The organism is Sphingobium aquiterrae (assembly GCF_037154135.1).
Lineage (GTDB): Bacteria > Pseudomonadota > Alphaproteobacteria > Sphingomonadales > Sphingomonadaceae > Sphingobium > Sphingobium aquiterrae.
In genome coordinates this window covers 118,008-130,175 of the sequence record NZ_JBANFL010000009.1, presented here as the reverse complement: position 1 = coordinate 130,175, position 12,168 = coordinate 118,008, and the positions used below count along the sequence as shown (strand labels likewise).

At 65.7% G+C, this 12,168-nt stretch carries 11 protein-coding genes; 7 read left to right on the top strand and 4 right to left on the bottom strand.

Features of this window, described 5'->3' with window-relative positions:
- Positions 1-89: 89 nt before the first annotated feature.
- The gene (locus tag WFP78_RS11625; RefSeq protein WP_336962147.1) at positions 90-896 is read right to left on the bottom strand and encodes a glutathione S-transferase family protein; all 807 of its coding nucleotides are present in this window, start codon (positions 894-896) and stop codon (positions 90-92) included.
- A gap of 24 nt (positions 897-920) precedes the next feature.
- Here WFP78_RS11625 and WFP78_RS11620 point away from each other — a divergent pair, with 24 nt between their 5' ends.
- Positions 921-1,628 (top strand): glutamine amidotransferase, encoded by a 708-nt coding sequence (locus tag WFP78_RS11620; protein WP_336962144.1) that lies wholly within the window; start codon positions 921-923, stop codon positions 1,626-1,628.
- Positions 1,629-1,734: 106 nt separating this feature from the next.
- Here the strand turns inward: WFP78_RS11620 and WFP78_RS11615 are convergent, their stop codons facing one another.
- From WFP78_RS11615 to WFP78_RS11605, 3 genes are all read right to left on the bottom strand, one after another.
- Positions 1,735-3,522, bottom strand: a complete 1,788-nt coding sequence (locus WFP78_RS11615) for an AMP-dependent synthetase/ligase (RefSeq protein WP_336962141.1) — start codon at positions 3,520-3,522, stop codon at positions 1,735-1,737.
- 127 nt (positions 3,523-3,649) lie between these two features.
- Positions 3,650-5,329, bottom strand: coding sequence for a gamma-glutamyltransferase (ggt, locus tag WFP78_RS11610; protein WP_336962139.1), 1,680 nt, complete (start codon positions 5,327-5,329; stop codon positions 3,650-3,652).
- An 89-nt stretch (positions 5,330-5,418) separates the two neighbouring features.
- The gene (locus WFP78_RS11605) at positions 5,419-6,465 is read right to left on the bottom strand and encodes a quinone-dependent dihydroorotate dehydrogenase (RefSeq protein WP_336962137.1); all 1,047 of its coding nucleotides are present in this window, start codon (positions 6,463-6,465) and stop codon (positions 5,419-5,421) included.
- A gap of 504 nt (positions 6,466-6,969) precedes the next feature.
- Between WFP78_RS11605 and WFP78_RS11600 the strand changes: the two genes are divergently transcribed.
- The 6 genes from WFP78_RS11600 (at position 6,970) to WFP78_RS11575 (ending at position 12,154) form a co-directional block, all read left to right on the top strand.
- Positions 6,970-7,803, top strand: coding sequence for a helix-turn-helix domain-containing protein (locus WFP78_RS11600; protein WP_336962136.1), 834 nt, complete (start codon positions 6,970-6,972; stop codon positions 7,801-7,803).
- A gap of 140 nt (positions 7,804-7,943) precedes the next feature.
- The gene (locus WFP78_RS11595; RefSeq protein WP_336962134.1) at positions 7,944-8,387 is read left to right on the top strand and encodes an RrF2 family transcriptional regulator; all 444 of its coding nucleotides are present in this window, start codon (positions 7,944-7,946) and stop codon (positions 8,385-8,387) included.
- Positions 8,384-9,865, top strand: a complete 1,482-nt coding sequence (gene sufB, locus WFP78_RS11590) for a Fe-S cluster assembly protein SufB (protein ID WP_336962132.1) — start codon at positions 8,384-8,386, stop codon at positions 9,863-9,865. Before WFP78_RS11595 ends, sufB begins: the two co-directional genes overlap by 4 nt.
- 171 nt (positions 9,866-10,036) lie before the next feature.
- Positions 10,037-10,501 (top strand): hypothetical protein, encoded by a 465-nt coding sequence (locus tag WFP78_RS11585; protein ID WP_336962129.1) that lies wholly within the window; start codon positions 10,037-10,039, stop codon positions 10,499-10,501.
- Positions 10,501-11,259 (top strand): Fe-S cluster assembly ATPase SufC, encoded by a 759-nt coding sequence (sufC, locus tag WFP78_RS11580; protein ID WP_336962126.1) that lies wholly within the window; start codon positions 10,501-10,503, stop codon positions 11,257-11,259. The genes WFP78_RS11585 and sufC overlap by 1 nt, the downstream gene beginning before the upstream one ends.
- A 130-nt stretch (positions 11,260-11,389) precedes the next feature.
- Positions 11,390-12,154 carry a SufD family Fe-S cluster assembly protein gene (locus tag WFP78_RS11575; RefSeq protein WP_336962123.1) on the top strand — a complete coding sequence of 255 codons (765 nt, stop codon included), beginning with the start codon at positions 11,390-11,392 and terminating at the stop codon, positions 12,152-12,154.
- Positions 12,155-12,168: the final 14 nt, after the last annotated feature.

Genomic DNA, 12,168 nt, shown 5'->3' with positions numbered 1-12,168 from the left:
GCTCCATGCTTTTGATTTAACGCATTTTCCGAGCCGCCAGATGAGTCGAGCTGACTGGAAAACGCCCCAAAGCCCAAAGGCCGCCGCTATCAGCCGGTCGGTGCGGTGCCGGTGAAAACCGCCAGTTGAGCATCGAACGCCCGCTTGTAGGCGGGCCGCGCTTCGCCGCGGGCGACATAGGCGAAGAGGTTCGGATAGCCTTCCAATATACCCGATCCGCTCAACCTGCGCAGTACCGCCACCATCAGCAGGTCGCCGGCGCTGAACCCACCGTCCAGCCAGTCGGCATCGCCAAGCCGTCTGGAAAGTTCGTCCAACCGGCCACGGATGCGATCCTCGACAACACGCAGCCGCTCCGCGTACCAGCTCTTGTCATGCTCCATGAGCTTGACGATTGTCCGATCGACGATCGGCGGCTCCATCGTGCTGAGCGCGGCAAACATCCATGTGATCGCACGCGCCCGCGCATTCGCATCCTCCGGCAGCAGGCCCGCATGCCGCTCCGCGATATGGAACACGATCGCCCCCGATTCGAACAGGACGAGATCGCCTTCTTCATAGGTCGGAATCTGTCCGAAAGGATGCAGCGCACGATGCGCGGGCTCCTTCATCGCACCGAATGAAAGAAGACGAACGTCGTAAGCCTGGCCCACTTCTTCGAGCGCCCAGCGAACAGGCATGTCACGCGCCAGTCCCCTGCCGCGATCGGGGGACCGTTCAAAGGCGGTAATGGTAATGGTCATCGTCAAGCTCCGGGTGGTTGTACGATGCCCCGCAAGGCAGCCATTTGGCAATAATGAGCAGGATAGGCCACTTTCACCCCCGCCAAGAAGCGATATCTGGCCCTTTCGGCATTGCCGCCATATTCCTGATCCCGAAAACACCAGCCAGATCATGCCGAACCCCCTGAAGCCCCATCCGTGAAGACCGCCCTCATCGTCCGCCATGTTCCCCGCGAAGGGGCCGCCGGTTTCCTGCACCCCATCGAGGCGGCGGGGTACGAGATCGTCCGCGTGGATGTGGCCGACCCGGCCTTTGCGCAGGCGGACCTGATCTCGCCCGACCTGCTGATCATGATGGGCGGCCCGATGGGGGTCTACGAGCAGGAAGCCCACCCGTGGATCGCGCTGCAGCTGGAAAAGCTCGCGGCGCGGCTGGAGCGGGATCGGCCGACGCTGGGCGTGTGCCTGGGCAGCCAGATGATCGCGGCGGCACTGGGCGCGCCGGTCTATCCGGGCGGGACGATGGAGCTGGGCTTCGCGCCGGTGGCGCTCAACGCGTCAGGCCATGCCTCGCCGGTCCGGCATCTGGCGGACGTGCCGGTGCTGCACTGGCACAGCGACACCTTCGACCTGCCCGACAGCGTGGAACTGCTCGCCTCGACGGCGGCCTATGCGCATCAGGCCTTCCGGCGTGGCCCCAATCTGCTCGCGCTGCAATTCCACGCCGAAATGGGCGAAGATCCGCGCTTCGAGGACTGGCTGACCCATTTCTGGGCCGATCTGGACAGCTGCGCGCAATGCCCCCACGCCTTGCGGGAGGATCACGCCGCCCATGGCCCCGGCGCGGTCACGGCCGGCCGCGCGATGATCGGCGAATGGCTGGCGGGGTTGCGGCCGGCCGGGTGAGGGGCGCTGGAACGTTTCGATACGTCACATTCCTTGCCGGGTTCCTGCCTTCGCAGGAACACAAAAATGAGCATCTCTTGTGAATTGGGCTGAACGTCGACCGGCACTAGGCCCGATACAGCGCGTCCAGCCGCTCCTGATAGCGCGCGCGCAGCATGTGGCGGCGGATCTTCATGGACGGGGTCATCTCGCCATTTTCGATGCTGAAGGGTTCGTCGGCCAGGATGAAGCGGCGCACGCGCTCGGTGACGGACAGTTCCTCATTCACCCGGTCCACCGCCGCCCGCAAGGCGGCAAGGAAACCGGCATCGTCGCGCAGCACCGCCAGCGTCGGCTCCACATCATGCGCCTTGCCCCATTCAAGCATCCATTCGGGATCGGGCACGATCAGGCCGACGATATGGGGCCGCCGGTCGCCCGAGACCATCGCCTGGCCGATTTCCGGCTGCAGGGTCAGCATGCCTTCCACCTTCTGCGGCGCGACATTGTCCCCCTTGTCGTTGACGATCAGGTCCTTCTTCCGGTCGGTGATGCGGATGCGCCCACGCCGGTCGATCTGCCCGATGTCGCCGGTGTGCAGCCAGCCGTCGACCAGCACCCGCTCGGTCTCGACCGGATTGCGCCAATAGCCCAGCATCACCATTTCGCCGCGCACCAGGATTTCGCCATCGTCGGCGATCCTCACCTCCACGCCCTTGAGCGGCGGGCCGACCGTATCCATCTTGATGCCCGCAGAGGGGCGGTTGCAGCTGATCACCGGCCCGGCCTCGGTCTGGCCATAGCCCTGCAACAGCGGAATCCCGAGCCCCTGGAAGAAGTTGCCGACATCCGGGTTGAGCGGCGCGCCGCCCGACACCATCGCCTTCATCCGCCCGCCAAAGCGGCCCCGCACCTTCGGCCGGATGGTGCGATCGACCAGCAGCTTCATCGGCGCATCCAATATGCCCTGCCTGCCCGCCAGTTCCTTCGCGCCCAGCCGGATCGCCTGTTCCAGCAGGAACATCGGCAGCCTGCCCTGTTTTTCCACCGCCTTCAGCACGCGGGTGCGCAGCACCTCGAACAGGCGGGGGACGACGACCATGATCGTCGGGCGCACTTCCTCGATATTGGCGGCCAGCTTTTCCAGCCCTTCGGCATAATAGATCTGGCCGCCGACCATGATCGGCAGGAACTGGCCACCGCTATGCTCATAGGCATGGCTCAAGGGCAGGAAGGAGAGGAACACTTCCTCCCCCACGCCGAAATCCTCTTCCACCAGCGCATAGGCACCCTCGATATTGCAGAGGATGGCCCCGTGATGCTGCATTACGCCGCGCGGCGCGCCGCCGGTGCCGCTGGTGTAGATGATGCAGGCCAGGTCGGCGCGCTGCGCCGTCTGCGCCGCCGCGCAGGCCGCGACATCGGCATGCTCGCCCGCCACCAGCGCGCTCCAGTCCCGCACCTTCAGCGCGTCGCCCTGCATCGCGCGCAGCGGCTCCATGCCGATCACCAGCCGCGCGCGCGACCGCAGCACCGCGGGCATCAGCGTTCTGGCGAGCTTGGCGGTGGAGACGATGACGGCACAGGCGCCGCTGTCGGTCAGGATATGCTCATGATCGCGGGTCGTGTTGGTGGTGTAGGTTGGCACGGAGACGCCCCCGGCCGCCATGATCGCCAGATCGGCAATGCAGAATTCCGGCCGGTTCTCGCTGACCAGCATCACCGTATCGCCGGTGCGCAGCCCCTCGCGCTTCAGCGCGGCGGCGAGCGCCGCCACCTGCCGCGCGGCCTCCGCCCAGCTGATCGGCGTCCATCGCCCCTCGATCTTGCGCCACAGGAACGGCGCGTCGCCGCGCTCGGCCGCGCGGATAAAGAACATGGTGACGAGATTGGGGAATCCCTGGCTATCGGACATCATGGCTCCTGCGCGCGATCTTGGGTCGCGCGCCGGGCGCGCGCCGCTGTCGCCTGACCAGCGCTATAGGACGACGATTCCCGCAGGACCATCCGAAAATATCGCGTCGGCGATCGCGCCGCCCGGCCTATTCCTGAAGCGAGACGCCGGGGCTGCGCGGGTCGGCGGCGCCCACCCAATGATCGCCCACCTTCTCCGCCGCATTCGCCTTCAGCCCCATCTTCGCAACGGACACGCTATGGCCCAGCGCCTCCAGCGACGCCTTCATCTTCTCCAGGTCGGTGCCCTGCTCCAGCACCAGCCCGTCCTTGTTGAAGAACTCCAGCCCCATGGCGATCGAATCCTGCGCCGAAAGGCCCCAGTCGAAATGCGCGATCAGCGCCTTGGCCACCTGCATGATGATGGTCTTGCCGCCCGCCGCGCCGACGGTGAAGATCGGCTTTCCGGCCTCGTCATAGACGATGGTGGGCGACATGGAGGAGAGAGGGCGCTTGCCCGCCTCCACCCGGTTGGCGACAGGCGCGCCATCCTTTTCCGGCGCGAAGGTGAAGTCGGTCAGCTCGTTGTTGATGCTGTAGCCATTGGCGGTCAGCTGGCTGCCGAAGAAGCTTTCGATGGTGGAGGTCATCGACACGATGTCGCCATTCTTGTCGATCGCGACGAAATGGCTGGTGCCCGCGACTTCGGACGAGATCGCCGCCGTGCGCGGCTGCGCCCCCGGCGGCGTGCCCGCCTCATAGGCCGGCAGCGTCTTCTTCAATGAGATCAGGCGCGAGCGGCGGGCCAGATAGGCGGGGTCGATCATCCCGGCGAGCGGCACGGAAACGAAATCGCGGTCGCCCAGATATTTCTCGCGGTCGGCATAGGCGAGTTGCATCGCTTCGCCGATCACATGCCAGGCGAGCGGACTGTCCTTGCCCATGGCCTTGAGGTCGAACCGCTCGACCATGCCCAATATCTGCAGCACCGTGACGGCGCCGGAGGAGGGCGGCCCCATGCCGCAGATGGTGTAGACGCGATATTTGCCGCAGACCGGCGGGCGCTCCTTCGCCTTGTATCCGGCGATGTCCTCCAGGGTCATCGGCACCGGGTTCTTCGGCGCATGGGTGACGGCGGCCGACAGCGCCTCCGCATTGGACCCGCTATAGAAGGCTTCCGGCCCCTCGGCGGCGATGCGCTTCAGGATCGCGGCCAGCTTCGGGTTCTTGAAGACGGTGCCGACGGGCGGAATCTTGCCATCCTGATAATAGAGGTCCCGCATCTCCGGGAAGTCCTTCCACACCGGCTCGACGGCGGTCAGCGCGGTGGACAGCCGCTGACGGATCTCGAAACCCTCTTCGGCATAGCGGATGGCCGGCGCGAACAGATCGGCCCAGGGCAGCTTGCCCCATTTGGCATGCGCCATGGCGGCAAGCCGCAGATTGCCCGGCACGCCGGCCGAATAGCCGCCCGGCCACGCCTGGATGAAGGGCAGGGGCTTGCCGTCGGCGCCCATGAAGCGATCGGGTCGCGCGGCGGCCGGCGCGGTCTCCCGCCCGTCGATCGTGTCCAGCACGCCGGTCTTGCCGTCATGATGGATCAGGAAGCCGCCGCCGCCGATGCCGCTGTTATGCGGTTCCACCACGGTCAGCGCCAGCATGATCGCCATCGCCGCGTCGGTGGCGCTGCCGCCCTTTTTCAGGATTTCCTGCCCCGCGGCGCTCGCGCGCGGATCGGCAGCGGAAACGACACCCTGGGCATGAACGGGGGCATGGACGGTGACGGGAAGGGCGAGGACGGCGAACGCCATCAATATGCGACGGATCATGGCGCGCACCCTATCGGCCCGCCCCGATGCTGCAAGTGCTTTGTCCCGTCATGTCGTCACCTCGTCCCTGTTCTACGCGAAAGGACGGTTCAGGCGTCGATTCCCACTATCTGCGCGATGCTTTCATGGCCATCGCGCTGCATCAGCGCCTTGAGGCCAAGGGCGATGCGCCGGGCGAGATACGGCCCTTCATACACCATGGCGCTGTAGAGCTGGACCAGGCTGGCGCCGGCGCGGATGCGGGCATAGGCTTGGTCCGCGCGCGATATGCCGCCCGCGCCGATCAGCGGCACGGCGCCCCCGGTTGCCTTGCGGAAATCGCGCAGCCGGGCCAGTGCCATGTCATGGAGCGGCGCGCCCGAAAGCCCGCCCGTCTCCCCGGCCCAGCGCGACCGCAGCGGCGGACGGCCGATGGTGGTGTTCGACACGATCAGCGCATCGACCCGGTGATCGAGCACGCAGGCCGCGATATCGTCGATATCGGCGGGCTCCAGGTCGGGCGCGACCTTGAGGAAAATGGGCGGGCCGCCGGCCCCCCGCGCCGCCATCACCGCCGCCAGCAGCGCGTCCAGCGCCCCGCGATCCTGCAGCGCGCGCAGGCCCGGCGTGTTGGGCGAGGAAATGTTGACGGTCAGGTAATCGGCATGGGGTGACATGGCCTGCACGCCGGTGGCATAATCGGCGATCCTGTCCGCCGCATCCTTGTTCGCGCCGATATTGACGCCGATGATGCCGCCCCGGTCGGGCAAGCGCGGGCGCAATGCCGCCAGCCGCGCCGCCGCGGCGGCCTGCCCGCCATTGTTGAAGCCCATGCGGTTGATGACGGCCCGGTCCTCCACCAGCCGGAACAGGCGCGGGCGCGGATTGCCGGCCTGGGGCAGGGGGGTCAGCGTGCCCAGTTCGGCAAAGCCGAAGCCCAGCGCCGGCATCTTGTGCGCGACCAGCCCATCCTTGTCGAAACCCGCCGCCAGGCCGACGGGATTGGGGAAATCGATCCCCGCAACCCGGGTCGCCAGCATGGGATCGGCCGACACCGCGCGCGGTGTCGGCAGGCGCCGCAGCATCGCGATGGTGAAGGCGTGGGCCGATTCGGCATCGAGGCGGAAAAGCAGCGGGCGCAGCAGGGCATAGATCATGGCGCGGCTATGCCAGCGGCGGATGCGCCCGTCAAAAGTCCGAGTCGTTTCCGGGAAACACGGGCGGCGTGATCCTGCGCAATTTCCAGTGCCCGAAACCCGCGAAAATACCCCGTTTTCGACCGCAAAATGTCGATTCCATACAATAAACCGACAGGCAGAGTGGCGTAGAGCCGCCTAGCGACCCGAAGGGCTCTTGGTCGTGTGACAAAGAGACCTTTTCCTGGCCCGGTGGGATTCGTCCTGCCGGGCCATTTTGTTGGCGTACTGCTGCAGCCACCTGCCGAACCATGGCTTCCGCCGTTGCCGCGCTTTGCCATTAACTATGCTTCTGCTGTTGCACTGTGGCAAAGCCTGTCGCAGAAGGAAGGCGGTTCGGGAGACTAAAAGATGGTGATCACGGCATTGGGTCAAGCAAAGTGCGACCAAGGGACCGTGGCGCGCGATTGAACAGTGCCCCGCCGCCACGCATTTCTTGATCAACAGCCGAACGGATTCGTCGGCTTGCGCTATTTTGCGCCACCGGAATCACTGCGCCATGCCTTTGGCGCGCTCTATCTGTTCACGGCCGACCGCACGCAATTCACCGACACCACGCGGGCCGACTTCGGGCAACTGCGCTTCATGCTGAACGGGGGCGGCTTCTATCATTTCCACGATGGACGAGCGCTGCCCACGCCCGAAGTCTGCCTGCTCGGCCCGACATTCGGCGCGACGCGCTTCGTGCTCGACGGGCCGGGCTGTGTCATCGGGGTTTCGCTGCTGCCGCTGGGCTGGCTGGCGCTCGACTGTGGGGACGCAAGCGCGATGAGCGACCGCCTCGCCGACAAGACCGGGGCAGACCCCGCCTATCGCGCCCTGCTCACGCAATTGCGCGGCATCGACGGCGTCGATCAGGCCGTCGATGCCATCTGGTGCTTCCTGAAGACGCAGGTGCCGGCACCGCCGCCCGCCATCGCGCGCTTCGTGGCGGCGGTGGACGACTGGCTCGCCAACGAAAATTCGCCCCGCATCGAAATGCTGGCGGGCGTCACGGATCTGTCGGGCCGGCAGCGCGCGCGTCTGGCCAACCGCCTTTACGGGGCCCCGCCCAAGCTGCTCGCCCGCAAATATCGCGCGCTGCGCTGCGCCGCCAAGATCGTGGTGGACAAGCGGCCCTGGGCGGAGCTGTGCGACGAGGGCACCTTTTACGACCAGTCGCATTTCATCCGCGAGATTCGCCATTTCATCGGCCTGACCCCGCATCAGCTGATGTCCGACCCGACCGACGTCGCGCGCCTCACCCTGCAGCGGCGCGACATGGGCGGCGCGGTGGCGGAGATCAACCGGATCAGCTGATCCCTTTTGGGTTGATTTCCCGATCCCGAACGCCCACATGCGTAATCGGATCGAATCACTCTGATTTGAGAATGGTTCGCAGGAAACGTCACGAACGGGCGCCGCCAGGACAATGTGCCAGAGCTAATGAGCCAGAGCGAATGAGACTCTCCAGCCTTGCCGATTATGCGGTGGTGATGATGTCCGCCGCCGCCCGTCATTGCGGCCACGCCGGGCTTGACCCGGCGACCAACGCAAAACGGCCGAAGATGAACGCGACGACATTGTCCGCCGAAACCGGCATCCCGCTGCCGACCGCGCAGAAGCTGGTCAGTCGCCTGTCGGCCGCCGGCCTGCTGGAATCGACCCGTGGCACCGGCGGCGGCGTGCGCCTCAGCCGTCCGCCCGCCACCATCTCCCTTGCCGACGTGGTGGAGGCGGTGGAAGGCCCGATCGCCATGACCCCCTGCGCCGACCAGGGCGCGCATGACTGCACATTGGAGCAGGACTGCCGCGTGAAGCCGCATATGAACATCGCCAATGCCGCTGTGCGCCAGGCCCTTGCCGGCGTCAGCATTGCCAGCCTTTCCCGGGAACCCGCATGACCGAAGACGTGACCATCAGGAACCGCGAAGCGCAGGAAGCGGCGGACCGCGCGTCCGTCTACGAACATGGCTGGTCGTCGGCCATCGAACAGGATTTCGCGCCCAAGGGGCTGAACGAGGATACCGTCCGCTTCATTTCGGCCAAGAAGAACGAGCCGCAATGGCTGCTCGACTGGCGCCTGAAAGCCTTCGCCATGTGGAAGACGATGGAGGCGCCGGACTGGGCGAAGCTCAACGTGCCGCCGATCGACTATCAGGACGCCTATTATTATGCCGAGCCGAAGAAGAAGGCGGAGCTGAACTCGCTGGACGAGCTCGACCCGGAGATTCTGGCCACCTACAAGAAGCTGGGCATCCCCATTGCCGAGCAGGAAGTGCTCGCCGGGGTCAAGGGCGCGCGCAAGATCGCGGTGGACGCGGTGTTCGACAGCGTCTCGGTCGCCACCACCTTCCGCAAGGAGCTGGAGGAAGCGGGCGTCATCTTCCGCTCGATCAGCGAGGCGGTGCGCGAATATCCCGAGCTGGTGAAGAAGTGGCTGGGCAAGGTCGTGCCGATGCACGACAATTATTTCGCGACATTGAACTGCGCGGTCTTCTCCGACGGCACCTTCGTCTACATTCCGGAGGGCGTGCGCTGCCCGATGGAGCTTTCCACCTATTTCCGCATCAATGCGGAGAATACCGGCCAGTTCGAGCGCACGCTGATCGTCGCCGACAAGGGCAGCTATGTGAGCTATCTGGAAGGCTGCACCGCGCCGATGCGCGACGAGAACCAGCTGCACGCCGCCGTGGTGGAACTGGTGGCGCTGGACGATGCCGAGATCAAATATTCGACCGTGCAGAACTGGTATCCCGGCGACGCGGAGGGCAAGGGCGGCATCTATAATTTCGTCACCAAGCGCGCGCTGTGCCAGGGCAAGAACAGCAAGACGAGCTGGACCCAGGTGGAAACCGGCAGCGCCATCACCTGGAAATATCCCAGCTGCGTGCTGGCGGGCGAAAACAGCGTCGGCGAATTCTATTCCGTCGCGCTCACCAACAATAGGCAGCAGGCCGATACCGGCACCAAGATGATCCACCTGGGCAAGGGCAGCCGCTCGACCATCGTGTCGAAGGGGATTTCGGCGGGCAGGAGCAACAACACCTATCGCGGCCTCGTCCGCGTCAGCCCCACGGCCGAGGGCGTGCGCAACTTCACCCAATGCGACAGCCTGCTGCTGGGCGACCAGTGCGGCGCGCATACCGTGCCCTATATCGAGGTGCGCAACCCCAGCGCCCAGATCGAGCATGAGGCGACGACCAGCAAGATCAGCGACGACCAGCTGTTCTATGCCATGCAGCGCGGCCTGGACCAGGAAAGCGCGGTGTCGCTGATCGTCAACGGTTTCGCCAAGGAAGTGCTGCAACAGCTGCCGATGGAATTCGCGGTGGAAGCGCAGAAGCTGCTGGGGATTTCCCTTGAGGGGAGCGTGGGGTGACATCCGCACGCATTCCCGCTCGTCATGCTGAACTCGTTTCAGCATCCATTCCTCCTCTCGCGCAGTGGTCGCGTGGGGCACGATGGACCCTGAAACAAGTTCAGGGTGACGAAGAAGACATGCCGAAATTCGCGGGACGATCGCGGAACTGAAACGTTGAAGGACTGAATTTTGAGCGACGAAGACGATATCCAGGATGCCCTCGCCGATTTCGCGGAAGATGTCGGCAACGGACAGGCGTGGACTGCCGCCATCCGCATCCTGACCGAGGATTATGAACTGGAAGAAGGCGAGCTGGAGCCGCGCGCCATCAAGGATTTCGGCGATCTCGACGCCTATCAGGCGGAATGCCGTGCCGCGCTGGAAACGGGCGACAGCGCGATGACCGAGCGCCTGCGCACCGACAAGGCGTTCCAGAAGGCGAAGGCGCCCAATCTGGCGCGCATGGAGCCGGTGCAGGATTTCGTCACGGAGCTGTTCGCCAAGGGCCCGCCGGCGGACGCCGACTGGTGGCCCTATATGCCGATCAAGCGCTATATCGACACGCTCTTCCCCGCGCCGGGCGACGTGCGCGACATGGCGTTCTGGACCGCGCGCAGCCTGCAGCGCGTCCTTGAAAAGGAAGAGGCGAAGTGATGCTCGACATCCGGAACCTCACCAACGAAATCGACGGCAAGCCGATCCTGAAGGGCCTGTCGCTCAGCATCAATGCGGGTGAGATCCATGCGATCATGGGGCCGAACGGCGCGGGCAAGTCGACGCTCGCCTACACGCTGGGCGGCCGCCCCGGCTATGAGGTGACGGGCGGCACCGCGACCTTCGAGGGCGCCGACCTGTTCGAGATGGCGCCGCATGAGCGCGCCGCCGCCGGGCTGTTCCTGGGCTTCCAGTACCCGGTCGAAATCCCCGGCGTGTCCAACCTGCAGTTCCTGCGCGAGAGCCTGAACAGCCAGCGCCGCGCGCGCGGCGAGAAGGAGCTGAACGGCGCCGAATTCATCCGCCTCGCCAAGGAAAAGGCGGCGCTGCTGGGCCTCGACATGGAGATGCTGAAGCGCCCGGTGAATGTCGGCTTTTCCGGCGGCGAGAAGAAGCGGGCGGAGATGGTGCAGATGGGCATCCTCGACCCGAAACTCGCGATCCTCGACGAAACCGACAGCGGCCTCGACATCGATGCGTTGAAGACGGTGGGCGCAGGCATCAACGCGATCATGCGCCAGAAGGAGGGCGGGCCGGACAAGGCCGTGCTGCTCATCACCCATTATCAGCGCCTGCTGGACTATGTGGCGCCCGATTTCGTGCATGTGCTGGCCGGCGGCCGCATCGTGAAGTCGGGCGGCCCGGAACTCGCGCTGGAACTGGAACGCGAAGGCTATGCCGAGGTGCTGGCGGCATGATGCGCAGCGTCGCCTTTCCCCCAACCGTCATCCCGGACCTGATCCGGGAACCATTGGCCCTGCGTCGCATAGATGCGCAACCCAAGCGCTCATGGATGCCGGATCATGTCCGGCATGGCGAGGGGGTGTGATGACGACCATCGCCCTTCCGACCCGCAAGGATGAAGCCTGGCGCTACAGCGATCTGGATGCCGCTGCGCGCGCATGGCCGCCGGCCGCACCGGAGCGAATCGCGGTGGCGGCGGGCGAAAGCGCGCATCGCCACCTGCTGCAGGATGCCGCCGAGGGCGCGACCGCGATCCATGACTATGTGATCCATGTGGGCGACGGCGCGACGCTGGACTTTCACCTGCTCAACATCGGCGGCACGCTGGGCCGCGTGACGCTGGATGTGACGCTGGGCCGGGGCGCGCATTTCGCGCTGGGCGGCGCCATCATCGGCGGCGGCGAACAGACGCTGGAGATCGTCACCACCGTCACCCATGCCGCGCCGGAGGCGACATCCCACCAGACCATCCGCTCCATATTGGGCGGCCGCGCGACGGGCAGCTATCTGGGCAAGATCGCGGTGGCGCGCGGCGCGCAGAAGACCGACGCGGAACAGTCGGTCAAGGCGATGCTGCTGGATCGCACCGCGACCGCCAATGCCAAGCCGGAGCTGGAAATCTACGCCGACGACGTGAAATGCGCCCATGGCGCGACCGTGGGCGAGCTGGACAGGACGGCACTGTTCTACATGGCCAGCCGCGGCATGGACCCGGCCACCGCCAAGACGCTGCTGCTGCAATCCTTCGTCGCCGGCGTGTTCGACGGCGTAGCGGACGATGAGGCCCGCGACATGCTGGAAGCGGCCGCGCTCGCCAAGCTGGCGTCGCTGGCGGGGGTGGACGCATGAACGACGACACCGCC

Bases quoted from the DNA above. Each gene is read 5' to 3' on its own strand.
- sufB (WP_336962132.1), top strand. From the start codon at position 8,384: ATGACCGAAGACGTGACCATCAGGAACCGCGAAGCGCAGGAAGCGGCG.
- WFP78_RS11595 (WP_336962134.1), top strand. From the start codon at position 7,944: ATGAGACTCTCCAGCCTTGCCGATTATGCGGTGGTGATGATGTCCGCC.
- ggt (WP_336962139.1), bottom strand. From the start codon at position 5,329: ATGATCCGTCGCATATTGATGGCGTTCGCCGTCCTCGCCCTTCCCGTC.
- WFP78_RS11575 (WP_336962123.1), top strand. From the start codon at position 11,390: ATGACGACCATCGCCCTTCCGACCCGCAAGGATGAAGCCTGGCGCTAC.
- sufC (WP_336962126.1), top strand. From the start codon at position 10,501: ATGCTCGACATCCGGAACCTCACCAACGAAATCGACGGCAAGCCGATC.
- WFP78_RS11605 (WP_336962137.1), bottom strand. From the start codon at position 6,465: ATGATCTATGCCCTGCTGCGCCCGCTGCTTTTCCGCCTCGATGCCGAA.
- WFP78_RS11625 (WP_336962147.1), bottom strand. From the start codon at position 896: ATGATCTGGCTGGTGTTTTCGGGATCAGGAATATGGCGGCAATGCCGA.
- WFP78_RS11615 (WP_336962141.1), bottom strand. From the start codon at position 3,522: ATGTCCGATAGCCAGGGATTCCCCAATCTCGTCACCATGTTCTTTATC.